20 protein-coding genes are annotated in these 22,450 nt (G+C 61.6%); 12 read left to right on the forward strand and 8 right to left on the reverse strand.

Going from position 1 to position 22,450, the window contains the following annotated elements; all coding sequences use genetic code 11:
• The first annotated feature begins 72 nt into the window (after positions 1–72).
• Entirely contained in the window at positions 73–642 is a 570-nt protein-coding gene (locus tag PG881_RS14680) for a glucose-6-phosphate isomerase family protein (RefSeq protein WP_270800905.1), read from the forward strand.
• Positions 643–663: 21 nt separating this feature from the next.
• Here PG881_RS14680 and PG881_RS14685 read toward each other — a convergent pair whose 3' ends face one another.
• Positions 664–1,671, reverse strand: coding sequence for a LacI family DNA-binding transcriptional regulator (locus PG881_RS14685; RefSeq protein ID WP_270800907.1), 1,008 nt, complete (start codon positions 1,669–1,671; stop codon positions 664–666).
• 212 nt (positions 1,672–1,883) lie between these two features.
• Here PG881_RS14685 and PG881_RS14690 point away from each other — a divergent pair, with 212 nt between their 5' ends.
• The 6 genes from PG881_RS14690 (at position 1,884) to PG881_RS14715 (ending at position 7,505) form a co-directional block, all read left to right on the forward strand.
• A complete protein-coding gene (locus PG881_RS14690) occupies positions 1,884–3,650 on the forward strand; it encodes a class I mannose-6-phosphate isomerase (RefSeq protein ID WP_270800909.1) in 1,767 nt (588 codons plus the stop codon).
• Between the two features lie 5 nt (positions 3,651–3,655).
• On the forward strand, positions 3,656–4,087 hold the full coding sequence (locus PG881_RS14695) for a PTS sugar transporter subunit IIA (protein ID WP_268031019.1): 432 nt from the start codon (positions 3,656–3,658) through the stop codon (positions 4,085–4,087).
• Positions 4,088–4,096: 9 nt separating this feature from the next.
• A complete protein-coding gene (locus PG881_RS14700) occupies positions 4,097–4,591 on the forward strand; it encodes a PTS system mannose/fructose/N-acetylgalactosamine-transporter subunit IIB (protein ID WP_124251824.1) in 495 nt (164 codons plus the stop codon).
• A 12-nt stretch (positions 4,592–4,603) separates the two neighbouring features.
• Positions 4,604–5,407: a PTS mannose/fructose/sorbose/N-acetylgalactosamine transporter subunit IIC gene (locus PG881_RS14705; RefSeq protein WP_124251823.1), complete on the forward strand. Its 804-nt coding sequence runs from the start codon at positions 4,604–4,606 to the stop codon at positions 5,405–5,407.
• Positions 5,407–6,255, forward strand: coding sequence for a PTS system mannose/fructose/sorbose family transporter subunit IID (locus PG881_RS14710; protein ID WP_270800918.1), 849 nt, complete (start codon positions 5,407–5,409; stop codon positions 6,253–6,255). The genes PG881_RS14705 and PG881_RS14710 overlap by 1 nt, the downstream gene beginning before the upstream one ends.
• A 92-nt stretch (positions 6,256–6,347) precedes the next feature.
• Positions 6,348–7,505: an AGE family epimerase/isomerase gene (locus PG881_RS14715; RefSeq protein WP_270800920.1), complete on the forward strand. Its 1,158-nt coding sequence runs from the start codon at positions 6,348–6,350 to the stop codon at positions 7,503–7,505.
• A 24-nt stretch (positions 7,506–7,529) separates the two neighbouring features.
• Here the strand turns inward: PG881_RS14715 and PG881_RS14720 are convergent, their stop codons facing one another.
• On the reverse strand, positions 7,530–7,781 hold the full coding sequence (locus tag PG881_RS14720; RefSeq protein ID WP_065477558.1) for a DUF1289 domain-containing protein: 252 nt from the start codon (positions 7,779–7,781) through the stop codon (positions 7,530–7,532).
• 150 nt (positions 7,782–7,931) lie between these two features.
• On the opposite strand from PG881_RS14720, the gene mltA reads away from it, so the two are divergent.
• The gene (mltA, locus tag PG881_RS14725; RefSeq protein WP_270800924.1) at positions 7,932–9,083 is read left to right on the forward strand and encodes a murein transglycosylase A; all 1,152 of its coding nucleotides are present in this window, start codon (positions 7,932–7,934) and stop codon (positions 9,081–9,083) included.
• 137 nt (positions 9,084–9,220) lie between these two features.
• On the opposite strand, the gene yfaE is transcribed toward mltA, so the two are convergent.
• The 5 genes from yfaE to ubiG all read right to left on the reverse strand — a co-directional run bounded on the left by yfaE (position 9,221) and on the right by ubiG (position 14,986).
• Positions 9,221–9,541: a class I ribonucleotide reductase maintenance protein YfaE gene (gene yfaE / locus PG881_RS14730; RefSeq protein ID WP_016350654.1), complete on the reverse strand. Its 321-nt coding sequence runs from the start codon at positions 9,539–9,541 to the stop codon at positions 9,221–9,223.
• Positions 9,538–10,671, reverse strand: a complete 1,134-nt coding sequence (gene nrdB / locus PG881_RS14735; protein WP_011706176.1) for a class Ia ribonucleoside-diphosphate reductase subunit beta — start codon at positions 10,669–10,671, stop codon at positions 9,538–9,540. Before nrdB ends, yfaE begins: the two co-directional genes overlap by 4 nt.
• Positions 10,672–10,737: 66 nt before the next feature.
• On the reverse strand, positions 10,738–13,005 hold the full coding sequence (gene nrdA, locus PG881_RS14740) for a class 1a ribonucleoside-diphosphate reductase subunit alpha (RefSeq protein ID WP_016350655.1): 2,268 nt from the start codon (positions 13,003–13,005) through the stop codon (positions 10,738–10,740).
• A gap of 578 nt (positions 13,006–13,583) precedes the next feature.
• Positions 13,584–14,270 (reverse strand): HAD family hydrolase, encoded by a 687-nt coding sequence (locus PG881_RS14745; RefSeq protein WP_257688677.1) that lies wholly within the window; start codon positions 14,268–14,270, stop codon positions 13,584–13,586.
• Positions 14,270–14,986 (reverse strand): bifunctional 2-polyprenyl-6-hydroxyphenol methylase/3-demethylubiquinol 3-O-methyltransferase UbiG, encoded by a 717-nt coding sequence (gene ubiG, locus PG881_RS14750; RefSeq protein ID WP_270800933.1) that lies wholly within the window; start codon positions 14,984–14,986, stop codon positions 14,270–14,272. The genes PG881_RS14745 and ubiG overlap by 1 nt, the downstream gene beginning before the upstream one ends.
• A 198-nt stretch (positions 14,987–15,184) precedes the next feature.
• On the opposite strand from ubiG, the gene gyrA reads away from it, so the two are divergent.
• Positions 15,185–17,932: a DNA topoisomerase (ATP-hydrolyzing) subunit A gene (gene gyrA, locus PG881_RS14755; protein ID WP_270800939.1), complete on the forward strand. Its 2,748-nt coding sequence runs from the start codon at positions 15,185–15,187 to the stop codon at positions 17,930–17,932.
• Between the two features lie 321 nt (positions 17,933–18,253).
• Positions 18,254–18,424: a hypothetical protein gene (locus tag PG881_RS14760; RefSeq protein ID WP_168967571.1), complete on the forward strand. Its 171-nt coding sequence runs from the start codon at positions 18,254–18,256 to the stop codon at positions 18,422–18,424.
• Positions 18,425–18,454: 30 nt separating this feature from the next.
• Here PG881_RS14760 and PG881_RS14765 read toward each other — a convergent pair whose 3' ends face one another.
• Complete coding sequence (locus PG881_RS14765; protein WP_270800952.1) at positions 18,455–19,510, reverse strand: PA0069 family radical SAM protein; 1,056 nt, start codon at positions 19,508–19,510, stop codon at positions 18,455–18,457.
• 174 nt (positions 19,511–19,684) lie between these two features.
• On the opposite strand from PG881_RS14765, the gene PG881_RS14770 reads away from it, so the two are divergent.
• Both PG881_RS14770 and thrS read left to right on the forward strand, forming a co-directional pair.
• Positions 19,685–20,272 carry a tetratricopeptide repeat protein gene (locus PG881_RS14770; protein WP_026080375.1) on the forward strand — a complete coding sequence of 196 codons (588 nt, stop codon included), beginning with the start codon at positions 19,685–19,687 and terminating at the stop codon, positions 20,270–20,272.
• Between the two features lie 236 nt (positions 20,273–20,508).
• Entirely contained in the window at positions 20,509–22,437 is a 1,929-nt protein-coding gene (thrS, locus tag PG881_RS14775; RefSeq protein ID WP_011706169.1) for a threonine--tRNA ligase, read from the forward strand.
• Positions 22,438–22,450 lie beyond the last annotated feature (13 nt).

Consider the following 22,450-nt stretch of genomic DNA (forward strand, 5'->3'; position numbering starts at 1 on the left):
ATTAACCCTCTAGCGTGGAACCCCGAAGGGCGCCGCTGCGCCTGCCGATAACCCGATCCCCAGGAGCTGATAATGACCCCCATGATCCCCCCGATTCTCGACTTTGCGACCGGTAGACTCGCTGGCGCCGAGCTGGTGGAAAAGAGCACCACCCTGGCCGACCTGCAGGGGCTGTTTGCCGACCCGCATGCCGCGGCGGCGCTCCCGTCCGAGACACTGCTCTACCGGGTTGCCATGTTGCCAGGTCATGGCGGCGAGGGGGATCTCAACATGGGGGTCACCTATCTGGAGGCGGGCCGGGTTGGCCAGGAGTTCTTCATGACCCGCGGTCATCTCCATGCGCGGGCCGAGCAGGCGGAATATTACTTCGGGTTGTGCGGGCAGGGGGGGTTGCTGCTGCAGGATATGGCCGGTGTCTGCCGGCTGGAGCGGGTCTTTGCCGGCAGCGTTCACCATATCCCTGGCCATGTGGCCCATCGACTCATCAACACCGGCGCGACGCAGCTCTCGGCGCTGGCGGTGTGGCCCGCCGTCGCCGGTCACGATTACGAAGCGCTGGGAGCGCGCGGCTTTGGCCTGCGGGTGCTGGCCGGGGAGGATGGCACGCCCCGCATTGTCACTTCTGCCGGGCAAGCCACTTGAAGCAGGGCTTACGGCGGCCTGCTAGGGGCTGCCGCAGGATTGGCGCACCACCAGGGTGGGGGGCAGAATGATGCTCTTGGCCGGTTCGTCGTTGCCGGCCATCCGCTCGAGCAGCAGCTCGCCAGCTTTTCGGCCGATCTCCCGCGACGCCACCGAGACGGTGGTGAGGGGCGGGTCCACCAGCGCCGTCTCCGGCAGATCGTCAAAGCCCACCAGTGCAACGTCCTGACCGATGACCCTCCCCAGCTTGCGCAGCGCCAGAATGGCGCCGAGCGCCACCACGTCCTGATAGCAGACCGCCGCCGTCACCTCGGGATGCTGTTCCAGCAGCGCCGTGATGGCGCGAGTGCCTTCCACCCGGCTGGCGCCGCAGCCGATGATCCACTCCGGTCTTGGGGAGATGCCGTGTTCGAGCAACTTGCTCATGTAGCCGCCGAGGCGCTGGGAGCGACTGATGGAGGCAGGATTGCCCCCGACAAAGGCGATGTGGCGGTGACCCAGCTTCAGCAGGTGTTCGGTCGCCAGCTGGCAGCCCAGGAAGTTGTCGGTGCCGACGAAGTCGATCGCCACGTCTGGCACCGGTCGCACGATCAGAATGGTGGGCATGCGGCGGCGCTGCAGGCTCTCGAAGAAGCTGCGGGGAGTGGTCTGGGTGGCGCAGATCACCATGCCGGCGGCGTTGTTGCGCTGCAGCGAGTCGGTGAACTGCTGCTGCCGGGTGGCCGACTCCTCGCTGTTGGCCAGAAACAGCATCAGATCGTGATGCTCCATCTCCCGGCTCAGGCCCGCCGTCATCTCCGCATAGAAGGGGTTGGTGATGTCGTGCAGCAACAGACCGACCTGGTTGCTGCTCTTGTTGCGCAGGTTGGCGGCGGTCTGGTTGTAGACATAGCCGAGCTCGTCGATGGCCCTGAGTACCCGCTGGCGGGTGTGCTCGGAGATGCGCCCCTTGTTGCGCAGGGTCATGGAGACGGTGGCAGTCGACACCCCCAGATGGCGGGCGATGTCGGCAATGGTCACATTGCTCATGGGATGGATCCTGTCAGGGAGTAGGCCTCAAAGGTATATCGATTAACCTTTCGTTGTTAACGTACCATGATGAAATTGCTGTCACGATCACATATTTCACCCATGTTGGCGATCAAATACACCATTTTATGAGGTTAATCTTGTTTATCAGGTTGTGGTTAACAGGTTAATCGATTTATCTCTCTCCCAGGTGTCAACGAGAGAGCAAGCCAATGATTCATTCGAGTTACGTCTCCAACTACGACAAATTCCCGGAAGTGGTGGTCGCCGGCCATGAGGGCGCCGCCTGCGCCGGCTGGCATGAGATAGCCCGGCGACTGCAGGCTGCGGCAGACGGGCAAGGTGGGGCAAGGGTGGTGCTGGTGATCGACTGCTATCACGGCGTGGATCAGGACGAGCTGCGTAGCCAGCTGCTGGCGAGGCTTGGGCCCCACACGCTTATAGATGTGGAGCAGGCCCGTCTGCCCGAATCAAAAGTGCTGGCGATGCTGGAGCGCTTCATCACCGAGGACCGGGTGTTTGGTGTGTTGGCCCCCCACAAGATGGTGGAGTTTTTTGACCCGGCCGCGCTGGCGCGCCTGCAGCAGCAGGTCGCAGAGATAACCGGTGGCCTGGTGGTGGTGATGGGCAGTGGCGCTTCGCTGGTGGCGAGAGGAGATGTGCGGGTCTATGCCGATCTCGCCCGCTGGGAGATCCAGCAGCGACTGCGGCGCAGGGAGCTGGGCAACTGGGGGGCCGGCAACGAGGAGGAGGACATACTGCGCCGCTACAAGCGCGCCTTCTTCATCGAGTGGCGGGTGTTTGACCGCCATAAACTGGCCCAGCTGCCCACCATCGATTTCCTGCTCGACACCAACACCCGAGGCAAGCCGACCCTGGTGACGGGGCAGGCTCTACTGGCGGGGTTGCATCAGGCGGCGCGCCAGCCGTTTCGGGTGGTGCCCTTCTTCGACCCCGGGGTCTGGGGCGGGCAGTGGATGAAGCAGGTGTGCGATCTGGACCCGGCTCAGCCCAACTATGCCTGGTGCTTTGATTGCGTACCGGAAGAGAACAGCCTCTACCTGCGCATTGGCGAGGTGCGGGTGGAGATCCCGTCGCAAAACCTGGTGCTGTGCGAGCCCAGCGCCCTGCTTGGGGAGCGGGTACATGCCCGCTTTGGTGCCGAGTTCCCGATCCGGTTCGATTTTCTCGATACGGTGGGGGGGCAGCCGCTCAGCCTGCAGGTGCATCCGCTGACCGAATACATCCAGCAGGAGTTCGGCATGCACTACACCCAGGACGAGAGCTACTACCTGCTCGATACCAAGCCGGACGCCTGCGTCTATCTCGGCACCCGCACCGGTATCGACCCGCAGGCGATGCTGGCGGAGCTGGCCGCCGCCCAGCGCGGCGAGAAGCCCTTCGACGACGAGCGCTTCATCAACCGTTTTCCGGCCCGTAAACACGATCACTTTCTGATCCCGGCCGGAACTGTCCACTGCTCGGGGGAGGGAGCCATGGTGCTCGAGATCAGCGCCACCCCCTACATCTTCACCTTCAAGCTATGGGACTGGGGTCGGGTCGGGCTCGACGGCATCCCGCGCCCCATCCATCTGGAGCATGGCAGCAAGGTGATCCAGTGGGAGCGCGACAGCGACTGGACCCGTGAGCACCTGGTCAATCGCATCGAACCCATTGCCGAGGGGCCGGGCTGGCGCGAGGAGCGCACCGGGCTGCACGAGCGGGAATTCATCGAGACTCGTCGCCACTGGTTCAGCGTGCCGGTGGAGCACGACACCGGCGGTACCGTGCAGGTACTCAATCTGATCGAGGGGCGGGAGGCGACGGTGGAGAGTCCCGACCATGCGTTCGCACCGTTTGTGGTGCACTACGCCGAGACCTTCATCGTACCGGCCTCGGTAGGGCGTTATCGCATCCGCCCGAGCGGCGAGAGTGAAGGGGCGACCATCGCCACCATCAAGGCCTATGTGAGGGGGTAACCAAGATGCTGAGGATCCTTATCGCAACCCATGGTTCACTGGCGCCGGCCCTGCTGGCCAGCGCCAGCATGGTTTACGGCGAACTGCCCGCTGTGGCGACCGTCTCCCTCACCGAAGAGGGGGGGATCGAGGCCTTTCGCACCGAGTTTGAACAGACCCTGCGCCGCCATGGCGCGGGGGCTGACGGGGTGCTGGTGCTGTGCGACATGGAGTGCGGCACCCCCTACAACGTGGCGTGCCGCTTCGCGTTTGACCCCGAATGGCCACAGCCACTGGCGGTGGTGACCGGGGTCAACTTCCCCATGCTGCTGATGAGCGCCGAGCTGCTGGATGCCGTGGATGTGCACGAGGCGGCCCGCCAGTTGCTGGTTCAGGCGCTGGAATCCATGGTGATCGCGGCCCCGGCGGCTGCGCACCAGCAAGACGACAACTTCTAGGAGAGCGAGATGGCCATTTCATTTGTACGCATTGACGATCGGGTGATCCACGGTCAGCTGGTGACGCGCTGGGCCAGGGAGCTGCCTTGCGACGGCATCGTCGCGATCGATGACGAGGTGGCGGCCGATCCGCTGCTCTCCCAGGTGATGATCGGTGCCGTACCGGACACCCGGGTATGGCTGTTCGACGTGGCGACGGCGATTGCCAAGCTGCCCAAGGTGATCGCCAGCGACAAGCGCTACTTCGTGATCGGCAAGTCGCCGGTCACCCTGCAGCGGCTCTGCGCCGGCGGCATCTCCCTTGAGAACCACAACGGCAAGATCAACGTCGGGCCCATGAGTGCCCGCGAACAGACCACCACCATAGGCCCCAACCAGTCGGTCACGGCGCAGGAGATCGCCGCCTTTGACTACCTGGCCGGCCTTGGCCACGACATTGACTTTCGGCTGGTGCCGGATGCCAGCCACTACAGCTGGGCGGATGCCCAGAAAAAGCTGAAATAGGGAGCAGACATCATGTTTCTGGAAGCAACACTCATCGGGATACTCTGTTATCTCGGCGCCCTCAGCACCCCCTGGTTGCTGGGATTGACCGGGGGCTGGTACACCATCACCCGTCCGCTGGTCTCGGGTATGCTGGTGGGGGCCATCCTCGGTGATATCCAGACCGGGATCCTCATCGGGGTGGCGGTGCAGGCGGTCTATATCGCCATGGTGACGCCGGGTGGCTCCATGCCGGCGGATCTCAACTTCGTCGCCTTTCCGGCCATTGCGCTGGGTATCCTGTCGGGCAAGGAGCCGTCAGTGGCGGTGGCTATTGCCGCCACCATCGGCATCGCCGGCACCATCCTCTTCAACTTCATGATGGTGCTCAACTCCTACTGGAACCACAGGGCCGACGTGGCGCTGGAGCAGGGGGACGAGCAGGGGGTCTACCTCAACAGCGCCATCTTCCCGCAGGCCAGCAACTTCGTGCTGCGCTTCGTGCCCACCTTCATCGCCGTCTATTTTGGCAACCAGTACATCGAAGGCTTCATGAACAGCCTGCCGGAGCTGGTGATCCGCACCATGACGGTGGTGGGCGGTATCCTGCCGGCGGTCGGCATCGCCATCCTGCTCAAGCAGATCATCAAGCAGAGCAGCATGCTGATCTACTTCCTGGTGGGCTTTGTCGGCATCGTCTTTCTCAAGCTCAACATGGTGGGGCTGGTGATGATCGGCGCCTTGCTTGCGCTCATCCACTACAACTACAAGCCGGAGCCGCGCCCTGCACCGGCTGCCCGTGCTGCCACCCAAACCGACGATGAGGATGAATTCTGATGGACGCAAAGCTGCAAGCGGGCCAGCCGGTGAACAAGGTGCCGGTGGCCCTCACTCCCAAGGATCTGCGTGCCTGCTGGCGCGCCTGGATGATGTACAACCTCTCCTCCATGAGCTTCGAGCGGCTCGAGTCGTTCGGCTTCTGCCTTGGCATGATGCCGGCGCTGAAAAAACTCTATCCCGGCAAGGCGGAGCGGACGGAGGCGATGAAGCGTCACGCCTCCTTCTACAACACCGAGCCTCAGCTTGGCTCCATCATCAACGGGTTGGCGGTGGGGCTGGAGGAGAAGCGGGCCAACGGCGAGCGGATCGATGGTGAGACCATCAACACCCTGAAAGTGGGGTTGATGGGGCCCATCGCCGGGATCGGGGATTCCATGATCCCGGGCATGCTGGTGCCCATTCTGCTCAGCATCGGCATGGCGCTGGCCGCCGGCGGCAGCGTGCTGGGGCCGCTCTTTTACATCATCAGCTTCAATGCCATCGTCATCACCGGCTCCTACATGCTGTTCATGAAGGGCTACCGGATGGGGACCGGCTCGGTGGAGGCGCTGGTGAGCTCGGAGTCGGTCAAGCTGCGCGAGGCGCTCTCCCTGCTCGGGGTCTTCGTGATGGGCGGGGTGGCGGCCAGTTACGTCAATCTCTCCACCGGGCTCGATTTCGTCACCTCCGACGGGGTCAACATCCAGCTGCAGGCCATGCTGGACGGCATTTTTCCCAAACTGATGCCGCTGCTGGTGGTGCTGGGCACCTGGTATCTGATGGCCAGACGCAACGTCTCGCCGGTCAAGGCCATGCTGGGGTTGCTGGTCGTGGCCTTTGTCGGGGTCGCCGTCGGACTGTTCTAGGCCGCTCAAGGGTTGAGGTGAGCACAGACAGGGGAGAGCAGGGCTCTCCCTTTTTATGGGCTGGATGATGGGTTGGCTGGAGAGGTGATGAGATGCATGACGAGATAAGAGAGGCCGAGCAGCGCTGTCGACGCTGGCTGGTGGAGGAGGCGCTGCCTCACTGGGGGGCAAACGGCTTTGATTGGGAGCGGGGGCTGTTTGCCGAAGGGCTGGATGGCGCAGGCGCGCCGCTCTGGCAGCCCATTCGCTTTCGGGTGCAGAGTCGCCAGATCTATGTGTTCAGCCACGCCGCCCTGCTCGGCTGGTATGAAGGGGGCGAGCTGGCAGAGCGCTACGCCACGTTCGGCATGAGGCACTTTGCTGATGGTGCCGGCAACCAGCTGTTTTCCCTCAATGCCGATGGCTCACCTGCTGACACTTCGATGTGCTGCTACGAATACGCCTTTGCCCTGCTCGCCGAGTGCTGGCTCTACCGCTTGAGCGGCGAGCCGCGCTGGCAGCAGCAGGCCGAGTCGCGCTATCAGGCCATCGAACTGCTCTTTGCCGATCCCCTGTACGGTGGGTTTCACTCCCGCTTTCCGCCAAGCGCGCTGCGCAGTCAAAATCCCCATATGCATCTGTTCGAAGCGCTGCTGGTGGCGGCGGAGTGCTTTGATGAGCCGCACTGGCAGGGGCGCGCCCATCGGCTCTATCAGCTGTTTCGCCAGCGCTTGCTGGAGCCCGCCTTGCTGCGGGAGTTCTTTGATGAGCGGCTGCTTCCGACCCATCCCGATTCGCACCTGATCGACCCGGGCCATCACTACGAGTGGTGCTGGCTGTTGGCCCGTTACCGGACATTGGCGCAAGGGTGGGAGTGTGGGCCGAGTGAGCGCGAGATAGACGAGGGGATCGCCATCCTGACCCGCTTTGCCACCACTCACGGCCACGGGCCGACCGGACTGGTGCTGGATGAACTCACCGATGACGGGCGGCCCCATCGGGCGACCAGCCGGCTCTGGTGTCAGACCGAGCAGCTCAAGGCGCTGCTGGCAGCCTACGAGCGGCGAGGGGAGGCTGAGATTGTCCGCCGGATTGGTGAAGTGGTGAGGCGGATCTTTGACTATTACCTGATGCCGGCGCTGCCGGGCCAGTGGCTAGATCAGGTGGATGTGACGGGGGCGCCGTTGGCCGGCCATGCACCGGCCAGCACCTTCTATCACCTGTTCGTGGCGTTCAGTGAGCTGGTGCGGGTGGCGCAAAGGGAGGGGTAAAGAGGGATAAGAGAGGGGCTGGGTTTAAAAATCCCAGCCAGCTTGCTCCGGCTGCTCGGGTTGGGCCCCCTCCTGCGCCTTGCGGCGAGCGGCTTCCACCCGCGCCTTGCGGCCACGGCACAGGCGCATCACCTCTTGCTGCTGGGCATGGCTCATGGTGAGCCAGTTGAAACGCTCCTCGCGGCTGCGCAGGCACCCTTTGCAGTAGCCCTTGTTGTTCACTTCGCAGACCCCGATGCAGGGGCTCTGCAGCGGGAAGATTTCGAGCTGTTCCATCCATGGCCTCTCACACCCTGTTACCTTGTTATAACCCAGAAGATCCCCTTTGGAGAAATCCGCCGTCCCAGGCCTGAAGGCGTTTGCTTTCCCTCTGCAAATTTGGCATCTTCCCCGCCGAACATAACCCTTGGTGTTATATGAGGACATATGAATAAACACGCTTACTGGCTGACCGCCGCAGTGCTGGGGTTGGCCGGTTGTGCAGGCAACTCTGAGCAAGCCCAGGTGCCCAAAAACAAACCCGATGCCAGATGTTTTCTCAACTGCGAGGTGCCGGAAAATCTGGGCAAGCAGTATCTGGACGGTCCCCTGCCTGATGATCTGGTGCGAGTGGAGCGGGTCAACAGCCGACAGCGCGCCGACTACAGCAAGTTCGGCCCCCAGAGCCGGCTGGTGCTGGAGCGCTCCGGCAAGATGACCCGCCGCTATGGCGAGCTTTACCATCAACTCTCCCGCTGGGTGGCCAATGGCGGCGATCCCGCTCAGATCACCCGTTACGGCATCAGCCTGGCCCAGCTGGGTGGCTCGGATCGGATGGGCAACGTGCTGTTCACCGGTTACTACTCGCCGGTGTTGGAGGTGCGTCACCGCCCGGATGCCAAGTACAAGTACCCCATCTATGCCATGCCCAAATGCGGCGGGCGCTGCCCGAGCCGGGCCCAGATCCACCAGGGGGCCCTGGCCAACCGTGGGCTGGAGCTGGGCTACAGCAAATCCCTCATCGACAATTTCCTGATGGACGTGCAGGGCTCGGGCTTCGTTCACTATGGTGACGACGATCGGCTGCAATATCTGGGTTACAGCGGCAAGAACGGTCACGGTTATGTCAGCATCGGCCGGGTGCTGATCGATCGTGGCGAAGTGCCCAAGGAGCAGATGTCCATGAAGGCCATCAAGGAGTGGGCCAACCGTCAGCCGGAGGAGAGCGTCAAGGAGCTGGTGGAGCAGAACCCCTCCTATGTCTTCTTCGAGCGTCGCCCCACCAACGACGTGATCGGGGCCGCCGGCATTCCGCTGCTGCCGATGGCGGCGGTGGCCGCCGACAAGACTCTGCTGCCGATGGGCACGCCAATCCTGGCGGAAGTGCCGCTGCTGGACAAAGAGGGCAACTGGACCGGCAAGCACCAGCTGCGGCTGTTGATCTCGCTGGATGTGGGCGGTGCGGTGAAGAAGGGCCACCTCGACCTCTACCACGGCATGGGCGAGAAGGCCGGTGTCGCGGCCGGTCACTACAAGCACTTCGGCCGGGTCTGGAAGCTGGGTCTGCACCATGGGCCGACCGCCGCGCCCTGGCTGTAAGGCCCTGTAGGGGCGGGTGGTGTATCAGCCGCCCGCCCACCAGGCATCGCCCGCCCACCAGGCATAGAGAGGGATGTAAAAAAGCCGCCGGAGTAATCCGGCGGCTTTTTGTTTGCTGACGCGAACCTGAGGGGGTCTCAGCGCTTCTTGATGTCCAGCCGGATGGCGCCCACCGGTTTGCAGCAGCAGGGCAGGCACTCTCCCTGCGATACAAAGGCGAGCGGCACGGCGGCATAGTGCACCTTGCCTGCCAGCAGCGGGGTGCGGCAGGCGCCGCAATAGCCGCTGCGGCACTGGAACTCCACGTGATGACCGTGGCGCTCCAGGGTTTCCAGTACGCTCTCGCCGGGATGGGCGTGCAGCACGCCATCCTGGGTATGCACCCGTGGCGAGCCTGCGTCGCTCTGGGCGGGAGCCGCGTGCGGGGCAGGAGTCAGCGTGCCGGTGGCGTCACTCACAGCTCGAAATCACCCAGGTCTTCGGCATTCACTTCGCTGTCGATCTGACCCACCAGATAGGAGCTCACTTCCACTTCCTGTGGGGCGACCTGCACGTTGTCGGACGACAGCCAGGTGTTGATCCAGGGGATCGGGTTTTGCTTGGCACCGGCAAAGGCTGGCTGCAGACCCACCGCATTCATGCGCAGGTTGGTGATGTACTCCACGTACTGGCAGAGGATGTCCTTGTTCAGGCCGATCATGGAGCCGTCCTGGAACAGGTACTCGGCCCACTCTTTCTCCTGGATGGCGGCTTCCTTGAACAGCTCGAAGCAGGCCTGCTCGCACTCGGCGGCAATCTCGGCCATTTCGGGGTCGTCCTGACCGCTGCGCATCAGGTTCAGCATGTGCTGGGTCCCGGTCAGGTGCAGCGCTTCGTCGCGGGCGATCATCTTGATGATCTTGGCGTTGCCCTCCATCAGCTCGCGCTCGGCGAAGGCGAAGGAGCAGGCGAAGCTGACGTAGAAGCGGATCGCTTCCAGCGCGTTGACGCTCATCAGGCACAGGTAGAGTTTCTTTTTCAGCTCGCGCAGGGTGATGGTCACGTCACGACCGGCCACCCGGTGGGTGCCTTCACCGTGCAGGTTGTAGAGCGCGGTCGCCTCGATCAGATCATCGTAGAAGTGGCTGATGGAGCCGGCGCGCTTCAGGATCTGCTCGTTGGTGACGATGTCGTCGAACACCTGGGCGGGGGTGTTGACGATGTTGCGGATGATGTGGGTGTAGGAGCGAGAGTGGATGGTCTCCGAGAAGGCCCAGGTCTCGATCCAGGTTTCCAGCTCCGGGATGGAGACCAGCGGCAGCAGCGCCACGTTGGGGCTGCGACCCTGGATGGAGTCCAGCAGGGTCTGGTACTTCAGGTTGGAGATGAAGATGTGCTGCTCGTGGGGCGGCAGGGCCTGGAAGTCGATGCGGTCGTGGGAGACGTCCACCTCTTCCGGGCGCCAGAAGAAGGAGAGCTGCTTTTCGATCAGCCGTTCGAACACTTCGTGTTTTTGCTGGTCATAACGGGCCACGTTGACCGATTGGCCGAAAAACATCGGCTCCTTGAGCTGGTCGTTTTGGGTCTGGCAGAACGTTGAATAGGCCATGGTGATTTGAATGTCTTGAATAAGGGGAAACAGGAGGGCGGGAGCTTCATGCTCCCGCCCGGTTCATCAGATCTTGCAGGCGCCGCCGGCACAACCGTCATCTTGCAGATCGGTCTGGGCATCGTCCGCACCATCACGGGTGTTGTGATAGTAGAGGGTCTTGAGGCCGTATTTGTAGGCGGTCAGCAAGTCCTTCAGCAGCTGCTTCATCGGTACCTTGTTGCCTTCGAAACGGGCGGGATCGTAGTTGGTGTTGGCGGAGATCGCCTGATCCACAAACTTCTGCATGATACCGACCAGCTGCAGGTAACCATCGACGCTCGGTTGCTTCCAGAGCAGTTCGTATTGATCCTTGAGGCGGTCATACTCGGGCACCACCTGCTTGAGGATGCCGTCCTTGGAGGCCTTGACCGACACCAGGCCGCGCGGCGGCTCGATGCCGTTGGTGGCGTTGGAGATCTGGCTGGAGGTCTCGCTCGGCATCAGGGCGGTCAGGGTGGAGTTGCGCAGACCCACGGTGCGGATCTCCTCGCGCAAGGCTTCCCAGTCCAGGTGCAGCGGCTCGTTGCACAGGTTGTCCAGATCCTTTTTATAGGTATCGATGGGCAGGATCCCCTGGGCATAGGTGGTCTCGTTGAAGGCCGGGCAGGGGCCGAACTCGCGGGCCAGCTGCACGGAGGCCTTCAACAGATAGTACTGGATCGCCTCGAAGGTGCGGTGGGTCAGCGCCAGACCGGAACCGTCGGAGTAGCGGGCACCGTTCTTCGCCAGGTAGTAGGCGTAGTTGATGACACCGATCCCCAGGGTACGGCGGTTCATGCTGCCCTTCATCGCGGCCTTGAGCGGGTAGTCCTGATAGTCGAGCAGGGCATCCAGGGCGCGCACGGCGAGATCGGCCATCTCTTCCAGATCTTCCAGCTTCTCGATGGCACCCAGGTTGAAGGCAGACAGGGTACAGAGTGCGATCTCGCCCTCTTCGTCATCCACGTTGTTGAGCGGCTTGGTGGGCAGCGCAATCTCGAGGCAGAGGTTGGACTGGCGCACCGGCGCCACGCTCGGATCGAACGGGCTGTGGGTGTTGCAGTGGTCCACGTTCTGGATGTAGATGCGACCGGTACCGGCGCGCTCCTGCATCATCAGGGAGAAGAGATCGACCGCCTTGAGGGTCTTCTTGCGAATGCTCGGATCCTGCTCGTACTTGACGTAGAGCGCTTCAAACTTGTCCTGATCCGCGAAGAAGGCATCGTACAGGCCAGGTGCATCGGACGGGGAGAACAATGTGATGTCGCCGCCCTTGATGAGGCGCTGATACATCAGCTTGTTGATCTGTACGCCGTAGTCCATGTGACGGACCCGGTTCTCTTCCACGCCGCGGTTGTTCTTCAGTACCAGCAGGCTCTCCACTTCGGTGTGCCACAGCGGGTAGAACAGGGTGGCCGCACCGCCGCGCACGCCGCCCTGGGAGCAGCACTTCACGGCAGTCTGGAAGTACTTGTAGAAGGGGATGCAACCGGTGTGGAAGGCTTCGCCGCCACGGATCGGGCTGCCCAGACCACGGATGCGGCCGGCGTTGATGCCGATGCCGGCGCGCTGGGACACGTAACGCACGATGGCGCTGGCGGTGGCATTGATGGAATCCAGGCTGTCGTCGCACTCGATCAGCACGCAGGAGCTGAACTGACGGGTCGGGGTGCGCACGCCGCTCATGATCGGGGTCGGCAGCGAGATCTTGAAGGTCGAGACCGCATCATAGAAGCGCTTGATGTAGTCCAGACGGGTATCTTTCGGATACTTGGAGAAGAGGCAGGCCGCTACCAGGATGTAGAGGAACTGCGGGCTCTCGTAAATTTCGCCGGTGACGCGGTTCTGGACCAGGTACTTGCCTTCCAGCTGCTTGACCGCCGCGTAGGAGAAGTCCATGTCGCGCCAGTGATCCAGGTGCTGGTTCAGCTCCTCGAATTCGGCCTGGCTGTAGTCTTCCAGCAGGTGCTTGTCGTACTTGCCCATGTCCACCAGTTTGGCGACGTGCTGATAGAGGTGGGGCGGCTCGAACTGGCCGTAGGCCTTCTTGCGCAGGTGGAAGATGGCCAGGCGGGCGGCCATGTACTGGTAGTCCGGGCTTTGCTCGGAGATCAGGTCAGCAGCGGCCTTGATGACGGTTTCGTGGATATCGGCGGTACGGATGCCGTCATAGAACTGGATGTGGGACTTGAGTTCCACCTGGGAGACCGACACGTTGTCGAGACCCTCGGCAGCCCAGTCGAGCACGCGGTGAATTTTATCCAGATCGATGGGTTCTTTGTGGCCGTTACGCTTCGTCACAAACAAGTTCATTGGCTGATGACCTTTAGTTGATTCCCGAAAAACCATCGCACGGCGTTCGCCTCCAGACCTGTGAGAGGCGTGGGAGGTGGGGACCTATTGTGCGATGAATCACAAGATATAGTGTTATTTTGATTTCGAGCTACAAGATAGTGAGGTCGGCCCGGCTTTGCAATCTGTGGATAAGGGATTAGCTGTGGATAAATTGTGGGTGTTCCGCTCTGTGTTAGTGGGCGCTCACAGCGAGTGGGTTTTCATCCGTCCGATCCGGTAAATGCAAGTCTGATGATCGAACATGGAAAATTTAAATAACTTTTTTTGCTTGCGAAAAGGGGGTGTTTTTACTAGCAAATTCAGCCTGATTATCCCTTGTGCAGCAAGGGTCAAAAGGTGTCCGATCTCGCCGCTTCCCTGCTTGTCAAACCGCCAAAACGGGGGATCGCTGGGGATCCCCCGTGGTGACTACCGAGGCACTGCTGCGATCAATCAACAGTGCTCATCTGGCCACCCTTTGGCGGCAAAGCTGCCTTTGTTATCCATCTCTGTTGTCTGCTTCCTGTACCAGAGGTGCCCGGCATGGGCTGGCAATCTCAGCCCAGCTCGTAGCGCAGCCAGTGGTGCAGCGCCTGCACGGTGTCAAAGTGCAGATCGGCGCCCCACTGGGCCGGATCCTCGTCGTCATTGAGATAACCCCAGCCGGCGACCGCAGTGCGCATGCCGGCGTTGCGGCCGGCCTCGATGTCGCGCACGTGATCCCCCACATAAAGGCAGTGGCTCGCCTCGACGCCCAGCTGGTCGCAGGCAAAGTACATGGGGGCGGGGTCGGGCTTGCGCACCGGCAGGGTGTCGGCGCTGACGGTCACGCCGCAACTGGCGAACTCGGGCAGGGCAGCCAGCAGCGGCTCGGTGAGAAAGCCCGGCTTGTTGGTGACGATGCCCCAGGGCAGCTGCTTCTCGTCGAGCCACTCGATGAGATCCACCATCCCCTCATAGGGGCGGGTGCCAACGCAGAGGTTGGCGGCATAGTAGTCGAGCAGGGCGGTGCGAAGGCGGGTTGCGCCCAGCTCTTCGAGCAGCTCGTCGCCAAGGCCGGCCCTGAGCAGCCCGAGCGCCCCGTGGGAGGTGGTCTGACGAATGATGTCGTCAGAGAGGGGGGCAAAGCCTTCGTTTATCAGCACGTGGTTGACGGCCGCCCCCAGATCGGGCGCGGTGTCGAGCAGGGTGCCGTCCAGATCGAACAGCACGCAGCCAAGGGGCGCAGCAGAGTGAGTCGTCATCAGCCTTGCTCCGGGCGCTCGAACGCCACCATGTAGTTGACGTCGACGTTGCGACCGAGCTTGAAGCTGTTGGAGAGCGGTGCGTAGTGCATCCCGCTCATGTCCCGTACCAGCAGGCCAGCCGCTTCACCCATGCGACACAGTTCGGCGGGGGTGATGAACTTCTTGTGGTCGTGGGTACCCTTGGGCACCATCTTCATCAGGTACTCGGCGCCGAGGATCATCATCAGATAGGCTTTCGGGTTGCGGTTGATGGTGGAGACGAACACCTTGCCGCCCGGGCGCACCAGGGTGGCGATGGCGCGCAGCACGGAGGCGGGATCCGGCACGTGCTCCAGCATCTCCATGCAGGTGACCACGTCGTACTGGCCGGGGGCCTCATCGGCGTGGGCCTCGGCGGTGATCTGGCGATACTCGAGCTCCACGCCCGCTTCGAGGGCATGGAGGCGGGCGACCCCGAGGGGCTCCTTGCCCATGTCGATGCCGGTGACCTTGGCACCCCGGCGGGCCATGCTTTCGGCGAGAATGCCGCCGCCGCAGCCGATGTCGAGGATGCGCTTGCCAAACAGGCCGCCGCTCTTGTCGGTGATCCAGTCAAGGCGCACCGGGTTTATCTGGTGCAGCGGCTTGAACTCTCCCTCCATGTCCCACCAGCGGGAGGCGATGGCTTCAAACTTGGCGATTTCTGTCAGATCGACATTGGCATCACTGTTCATTTTTCGAAGATCCTGTGGCAGGGCGCCCGCTGCTGAGTCATGGGCGCAATCTATTGTCCTGGCGGGCATTATAACGGACGGACTTTGTCACACCAGCCCGATCTGATACCCGATTTGTGGCTTAAGGTATTTGGCTCAGTGTGTTACCATGTCGCGCTGTTTAAGCCAAAGAACAACTAATTAGGGATAAGGCTTTCTATGAGCGATCTGGCCAGAGAGATCACGCCGGTCAACATCGAAGAAGAGCTCAAGAGTTCCTATCTTGATTACGCCATGAGCGTGATCGTAGGACGAGCTCTGCCGGATGTGCGTGATGGCTTGAAACCGGTTCACCGCCGCGTTCTGTTTGCTATGAACGAGTTGGGGAACGACTGGAACAAGCCCTATAAAAAATCGGCCCGTGTGGTCGGTGACGTAATCGGTAAATATCACCCGCACGGCGATATCGCTGTGTATGACACCATTGTCCGGATGGCGCAGGATTTCTCCATGCGTTACATGCTGGTCGATGGTCAGGGCAACTTCGGTTCAGTCGACGGCGACAGCGCCGCGGCGATGCGTTATACCGAAGTGCGGATGGCCCGCATCTCCCACGAGCTGCTGGCTGATCTGGACAAAGAGACCGTGGACTGGGTGCCGAACTATGACGGCACCGAGATGATCCCGGCGGTCATGCCTACCAAGGTTCCCAACCTGCTGGTCAACGGCTCCTCCGGTATCGCGGTGGGCATGGCGACCAACATTCCGCCTCACAACCTCACCGAGATTGTCAATGGCTGCCTGGCGCTGATCGAAAACGGCGACCTCACCATTGACGAGCTGATGACCTATATCACCGGCCCGGATTTCCCCACCGGCGGCATTATTAACGGTCGTTCCGGCATCGTGCAGGCGTACCGTACCGGTCGTGGCTCCATCTATGTGCGGGCCAAAGCTGAAGTGGAAGTGGACGAGAAGACCAGTCGCGAGACCATCATCGTTCACGAGATCCCCTATCAGGTGAACAAGGCTCGACTGATCGAGAAGATCGCCGAGCTGGTCAAAGAGAAAAAGATCGAGGGCATCAGTGCCCTGCGCGATGAGTCTGACAAAGACGGCATGCGCATCGTTATCGAGATCAAGCGCGGCGAGTCCGGCGAGATTGTGCTGAACAATCTCTACAAGCACACCCAGATGCAGACCACGTTCGGCATCAACATGGTGGCGCTCGATAACAACCAGCCCAAGGTGATGAACCTTAAAGAGATCCTGGATGCGTTCCTGCTGCACCGCCGTGAAGTGGTGACTCGCCGGACCGTGTTCGAACTGCGCAAGGCGCGGGATCGGGCACACATTTTGGAAGGTCTGGCGGTTGCGCTGGCCAACATCGATCCCATCATCGAGCTGATCCGCCACAGCGCGACCCCGGCCGACGCGAAAGCGGGCCTGGTTGCCAAGGGCTGGGAACTCGGCAACGTGGCCGCCATGCTGGAAAAAGCGGGCGACGACGCGGCACGGCCAGAGTGGCTGGAGCCGGAGTTCGGTATCCGTGAAGGTCAATACTTCCTGACCGAACAGCAAGCCCAGGCCATCCTTGACCTGCGTCTGCACAAGCTGACTGGCCTCGAGCACGAGAAGATCCTGGAAGAGTACCAATCTCTGCTGGATCTGATCGCCGAGTTGCTGCACATCCTGGCGAGCCCGGCTCGTCTGATGGAAGTGATCCGCGATGAACTGCTGGCCGTGCGTGAGCAGTATGGCGACGAGCGTCGCACCGAGATCAGCATGTCTAGTGCCGAGATCAACATCGAAGATCTGATCACCCCGGAAGACGTGGTGGTTACCCTGTCTCACCAGGGCTATGTGAAGTATCAGCCGCTCTCCGACTACGAGGCCCAGCGCCGCGGTGGTCGTGGCAAGTCGGCCACCCGGATTAAGGAAGAGGACTTTGTGGAGCGTCTGCTGGTGGCCAACACCCACGACACCATTCTGTGCTTCTCCACCCGTGGCAAGGTCTACTGGCTCAAGGTGTATCAACTGCCGGAGGCGTCCCGTGGCGCCCGTGGTCGTCCGATCATCAACCTGCTGCCGCTGGAAGAGGGTGAGCGTATCACCGCTATCCTGCCGGTGAAGGAATATGACGCCGAGAAGTATGTCTTCTTCGCCACCGCCAACGGTACCGTGAAGAAGACCAGCCTCTCTGACTTCAGCCGTCCGCTCTCCTCCGGTATCCGCGCCATCAACCTCAAAGAGGGCGATGAGCTGATCGGGGTGGATATCACCGACGGCAGCAACGAGATCATGCTCTTCTCCGACGCGGGCAAAGTCGTTCGCTTCGCCGAAGGCAGCGGTCGCGCCGATGCGGATGTCAGCGATGACGTTGAAACCGACGACGATGCTGGCAACGACGATGATGGCAGCGACAACGGCGAAGGCACCGAAAGCAAGGGCACCTTCAAGGGCGTACGTCCCATGGGGCGTACCGCTGCCGGTGTGCGCGGCATCAAGCTGGGCGCCGGTGACAAGGTGGTGTCCCTCATCGTGCCGCGTGGCGACGGGGCCATCCTCACCGCCACCGAGAACGGTTACGGCAAGCGTACCGCGCTGGACGAGTACCCGACCAAGAGCCGCGGCACCCAGGGCGTCATCTCCATCAAGGTGGATGAGCGCAACGGCAAGGTGATCGATGCGATCCAGGTCGAAGATACCGACCAGATCATGCTGATCACCAACGGCGGTACCCTGGTACGTACCCGGGTGTCCGAGGTGAGCGTTATCGGCCGCAACACCGGTGGTGTGCGTCTGATCCGTACCGGTGAAGACGAGACCGTGGTCGGTCTGCAGCGGGTTGCCGAGAGCGACGAAGACGAAAACGAAGTGCTGGCCGTTGAAGGGGAGGTGTCTGAAGGCACCGATACCGCAGCGGACACCGGTGCTGTCGATGCAGGTGAAGCGGGCGACGAATAATCGCTCCCCTTTACCCGATACCAAAGAGCGGCCTCATGGCCGCTCTTTTCATTGGCTCGCTTGTCGCTGGCGTCCCCGGTTATCCTCCTTCCTTTTCTTCCTTTTCTTCCTTTTCTTCCTTTTCTTCCTTTTTCCCCTGTCCAGTCTTGCCTGTCATGGCAGGAAGAACGGGCACTGCTTGCCAAGGCTGCCCTGATGGAAGCATGGCCTCGACACGGCTCCTTCATTTGAGTGTCATCGCTCTGTCATGGCGGCCAGCCATGCTGCTCCCGTTGGAGAGAAACCACCATAGACGCAGGCAACGCCTGCCAGGAGCATGTCATGACCAGCTGGGTAATGTGGGAGATCTGGTGGAGCCGGGTATGGGGCGAGGCAGAGATGGATGCCCGCGCAGGCGAACATGAACCTGAGGTGGCACATGAGCCAGCCCGATTGCCTGCCGAGTTGATTGCCCACCGCAGCAAGGCCAGTGCGTCGCGACCAAGGGGCTGAGGCTTTGCCCGTGGCGGGCTTGACGGGAGCCTAGAACAGCCGCAACTGCTCGCCAGGGCGGATGAAGGCATCCTGGCGCAGCTGAAAGTGGCGCTTGCCGAGCCCGAGCCGCTTGGTGATCAACCGAAAGCGCTGGGCCAGCAGATCGGCAAACTGGCCTTCTCCCCGCATCCGGCTGCCGAAGGCGGGAGTGTTGAGGGCGCCGTCCCGGCTGGCTCGCAGCTGGTTGAGGATCGCCTCCTTCTGGCCGGGATAGTGCTCATCAAGCCAGTCACTGAACAGCGGCGCCAGCTCGTGGGGCAGTCGCAGCAGGATATAGTCGGCGCAATGGGCTCCGGCCTCGGCAGCGCCTTTGATTATCTGCTCGAGTTCGGGCTCGTTGAGGCGCGGGATCATGGGCGCCGCCAGCACGCCGACCGGCACACCGGCGCCGGCCAGTTTCTCCACCACCTTGAGCCGGCCGGCCCCGGTGCTGGCTCTTGGCTCCAGCTGTCGCCGCAATGTCTCATTCAAGGTGGTGACCGACACCATCACCTGGCAGAGCCCCTCCCGGGCCAGCTCCGTCAGCAGATCGAGGTCGCGCAATATCATGGCGCTCTTGGTGATGATCCCGACCGGATGGCGGTGGGCCAGCATCACCGTCAACAGCTCGCGGGTGAGGCGATAGTGGTGCTCGATGGGCTGGTAGGGGTCGGTATTGGCTCCCAGCACTATGGTCTGCGGCTGATAGGCTGGTCTGGCAAACTCCCGGCGCAGCAGCTCGGCGGCATTGAGTTTGGCGAACAAGCGGGTCTCGAAGTCGAGGCCGGGGGAGAGCTCGAGATAGGCGTGGCTCGGTCTGGCGTAGCAATAGATGCAGCCGTGTTCACAGCCCTGATAGGGGTTGATGGAGCGGCTGAAAGGGACGTCGGGGGAGCTGTTGTAACTGATGATGCTGCGAGCGCTGATCTCCGTCACCTCGGTGCGGGGATCGCTGGCGGCAAATGCCGCTTCCCACTCGGGTTGGGACCAGCCGTCGTCGACCGCATCGACCCGCTGGCCGCTGAAACGGTGATCAACATTGTGGGAACTGCCTCGACCTGCCATCGCATTACACCAGCACTGTTTATATATACAGTCATCATGCTGACCCTCATTGCCGAATGCAAGCCCTGCCGACCCAGCCGTCCATAAAAAGCATGTCAAAGGGATCTCTTGCTTGATCGCGGCGCTACATTTCGTTTACATAGACGAAATGCGAACTGGATCACGGAAATCATCATGGCACCCATCACCTCCCGCTGGCTCTTCATCGCTGTCATTGCGCTGGTTATCTGGCGCCTGATCCCGCTATCCACCGAGCAGGAGCTGGCCTCGGCCAATCGCGCCTGGCGCACCGGTCACTTCGATGAGGCGACCCGGATCTGGTCGCCGCTGGCCGAGCAGGGGCAGCCACGGGCCCAGGCGCTGATGGGCTGGAGCCATGAAGTGGGGCAGGGGAGCGAGCAGGATATCAGCCGGGCCATCACGCTCTATCGTCAGGCGGCGCAGGCGGGGGATGCCTTCGGCCAATACCGGCTGGGGGAGGTCTACCTGCGGGGGGCCGGGGTGAAGCGGGATCTGCGCGAGGCGTTTCACTGGATGGAGCTGGCAGCCAAGAACGGCGATGTGCCCGCCATGTTGAAGGTGGGGGTGCTGCACCTGATGGGGGTCAGCGGGCGGGTCGATCTGCCCCGTGCCAAGGAGTGGCTCTATCAGGCCGCCAAGCAGGGCAACCAGCTGGCGCTCAAGGTGCTGCAGGAGCTGGAACTGGCGCAGGAGGGGAGCTCCACGTTCGATTTCAACTGGCAGCCCCTGCTGGGGGAATAGCTGCCAAGCACTTCATCTGACTGTAGAAAATCTCAGCAAACCCGATACAGCCCCGCCTACTTCTGGTAGCATGGTCCGGTTTTTGGTTTGTCTTGCGACGTTGAACGGGTTGTTTGCGTCGCGGGGCGCCTTCGCAAAGTGCTGTGGAGAGCCAGAACATCACCCATTTTTGAATGAATCTTTCCATCCCGCATGTGCCCTTTGGTAGGGGGCACCACTGTATAAGGAAACACACAATGCCAATCATTACTCTGCCTGATGGCAGCCAACGTCAATTTGCCCACGCCGTTTCCGTCATGGATGTGGCCGCGGACATCGGTCCCGGTCTCGCCAAGGCGTGCATTGCCGGTCGGGTAAACGGTGAACTGGTGGATGCCTGCGAGCTGATCGAAGCCGATGCCTCCCTGGCCATCATCACCGCCAAAGACGAAGAAGGTCTGGACATCCTGCGCCACTCCTGTGCTCACCTGCTGGGTCATGCCATCAAGCAACTCTGGCCCCAGACCAAGATGGCCATCGGTCCCGTCATCGACAACGGTTTCTACTACGACATCGATCTCGATCGCACCCTGACCGATGAAGATCTGGCTGCGCTGGAAGAGCGCATGCTGGCGCTGGCCGCCAAGGATTACGACGTCATCAAGAAGAAGGTCTCCTGGCAGGAAGCACGCGACGTGTTCGAAGCCCGTGGCGAGACCTACAAGGTCGAGATCCTGGATCAGAACATTGCCCGTGATGACCAGCCCGGTCTGTATCATCACGAAGAGTACATCGACATGTGTCGTGGCCCGCACGTGCCCAACATGCGTCACTGCCACCACTTCAAGTTGCAGAAGATGTCCGGCGCCTACTGGCGCGGCGACTCCAACAACAAGATGCTGCAGCGCATCTACGGCACCGCCTGGGCCGACAAGAAGCAGCTCAAGTCTTACCTGCAGCGCCTCGAAGAGGCCGCCAAGCGCGACCACCGCAAGATCGGCAAGCAGCTCGACCTGTACCACATGCAGGAAGAAGCGCCCGGCATGGTGTTCTGGCACAACGATGGCTGGACCATTTTCCGTGAGCTGGAAACCTTCATCCGCGGCAAGCTCAAAGAGTACGACTATCAGGAGGTGAAAGGCCCCTTCATGATGGATCGCGTGCTGTGGGAGCGTTCAGGTCACTGGGAGAAATACGCCCAGGCCATGTTCACCACCCAGTCCGAGAACCGCGAGTACGCCATCAAGCCGATGAACTGCCCGGGCCACGTGCAGATCTTCAACCAGGGTCTGAAATCCTACCGCGATCTGCCGCTGCGCATGGCCGAGTTCGGCTCCTGCCACCGCAACGAGCCGTCAGGCTCCCTGCACGGCCTGATGCGGGTACGTGGTTTTACCCAGGATGATGCGCACATCTTCTGTACCGAAGAGCAGATCATGGAAGAGGTGTCGGCCTGTATTCGCATGGTCTACGACGTCTATGGCACCTTCGGCTTCGAGAACATCGTGGTCAAGCTCTCCACTCGTCCGGAACAGCGTATCGGCTCCGATGAGGCCTGGGATCGCGCCGAGGCCGCGCTGGCCGAGGCCCTGGTGCTGAACGGTCTGAAGTACGATCTGCAGCCGGGTGAGGGGGCCTTCTACGGTCCCAAGATCGAATTTACCCTGCACGATTGCCTTGATCGTGCGTGGCAATGTGGTACCGTGCAGCTCGATTTTGCCCTGCCGGGCCGTCTGGGCGCCACCTACGTGGGTGAAGACAACGAGCGTCATGTTCCCGTGATGATCCACCGTGCCATTCTGGGCTCGCTGGAGCGTTTCATCGGGATTCTGACCGAAGAGTACGCCGGACTGTTCCCGACCTGGCTGGCACCGACCCAAGCCGTGGTCATGAATATCACCGACAATCAGGCCGATTATGCAGTGAAAGTAGCCAAAGCATTGAATGATGCGGGCCTTCGCGCAAAAGCGGACTTGAGAAATGAGAAGATTGGCTTTAAAATCCGCGAGCATACTTTGAAGCGAGTACCCTTCATGCTGGTCTGCGGCGATAAAGAAGTAGAAGCCGGCAAGATTGCAGTGCGTACTCGTAAAGGGGCTGACCTGGGCACTTATCCTGTTGAAGAGCTGATTGCTCTGTTGACCCAGGAAGTTCAGACCCGCGGACAAAAGAAAGTGGAGGAATAAGCTATAAAAGGCG

The sequence above is a fragment of the Aeromonas sp. QDB54 genome (genome assembly GCF_027707385.1).
GTDB classification, from domain to species: Bacteria; Pseudomonadota; Gammaproteobacteria; order Enterobacterales; family Aeromonadaceae; genus Aeromonas; species Aeromonas hydrophila.

Coding starts and splice junctions, on each gene's coding strand:
- nrdB (WP_011706176.1), bottom strand. CDS start 10,671: ATGGCCTATTCAACGTTCTGCCAGACCCAAAACGACCAGCTCAAGGAG.
- mltA (WP_270800924.1), top strand. CDS start 7,932: ATGAATAAACACGCTTACTGGCTGACCGCCGCAGTGCTGGGGTTGGCC.
- PG881_RS14720 (WP_065477558.1), bottom strand. CDS start 7,781: ATGGAACAGCTCGAAATCTTCCCGCTGCAGAGCCCCTGCATCGGGGTC.
- PG881_RS14710 (WP_270800918.1), top strand. CDS start 5,407: ATGGACGCAAAGCTGCAAGCGGGCCAGCCGGTGAACAAGGTGCCGGTG.
- PG881_RS14680 (WP_270800905.1), top strand. CDS start 73: ATGACCCCCATGATCCCCCCGATTCTCGACTTTGCGACCGGTAGACTC.
- ubiG (WP_270800933.1), bottom strand. CDS start 14,986: ATGAACAGTGATGCCAATGTCGATCTGACAGAAATCGCCAAGTTTGAA.
- PG881_RS14685 (WP_270800907.1), bottom strand. CDS start 1,671: ATGAGCAATGTGACCATTGCCGACATCGCCCGCCATCTGGGGGTGTCG.
- PG881_RS14705 (WP_124251823.1), top strand. CDS start 4,604: ATGTTTCTGGAAGCAACACTCATCGGGATACTCTGTTATCTCGGCGCC.
- nrdA (WP_016350655.1), bottom strand. CDS start 13,005: ATGAACTTGTTTGTGACGAAGCGTAACGGCCACAAAGAACCCATCGAT.
- PG881_RS14715 (WP_270800920.1), top strand. CDS start 6,348: ATGCATGACGAGATAAGAGAGGCCGAGCAGCGCTGTCGACGCTGGCTG.
- PG881_RS14690 (WP_270800909.1), top strand. CDS start 1,884: ATGATTCATTCGAGTTACGTCTCCAACTACGACAAATTCCCGGAAGTG.
- PG881_RS14760 (WP_168967571.1), top strand. CDS start 18,254: ATGACCAGCTGGGTAATGTGGGAGATCTGGTGGAGCCGGGTATGGGGC.
- gyrA (WP_270800939.1), top strand. CDS start 15,185: ATGAGCGATCTGGCCAGAGAGATCACGCCGGTCAACATCGAAGAAGAG.
- PG881_RS14700 (WP_124251824.1), top strand. CDS start 4,097: ATGGCCATTTCATTTGTACGCATTGACGATCGGGTGATCCACGGTCAG.
- PG881_RS14770 (WP_026080375.1), top strand. CDS start 19,685: ATGGCACCCATCACCTCCCGCTGGCTCTTCATCGCTGTCATTGCGCTG.
- PG881_RS14765 (WP_270800952.1), bottom strand. CDS start 19,510: ATGGCAGGTCGAGGCAGTTCCCACAATGTTGATCACCGTTTCAGCGGC.
- PG881_RS14695 (WP_268031019.1), top strand. CDS start 3,656: ATGCTGAGGATCCTTATCGCAACCCATGGTTCACTGGCGCCGGCCCTG.
- thrS (WP_011706169.1), top strand. CDS start 20,509: ATGCCAATCATTACTCTGCCTGATGGCAGCCAACGTCAATTTGCCCAC.
- PG881_RS14745 (WP_257688677.1), bottom strand. CDS start 14,270: ATGACGACTCACTCTGCTGCGCCCCTTGGCTGCGTGCTGTTCGATCTG.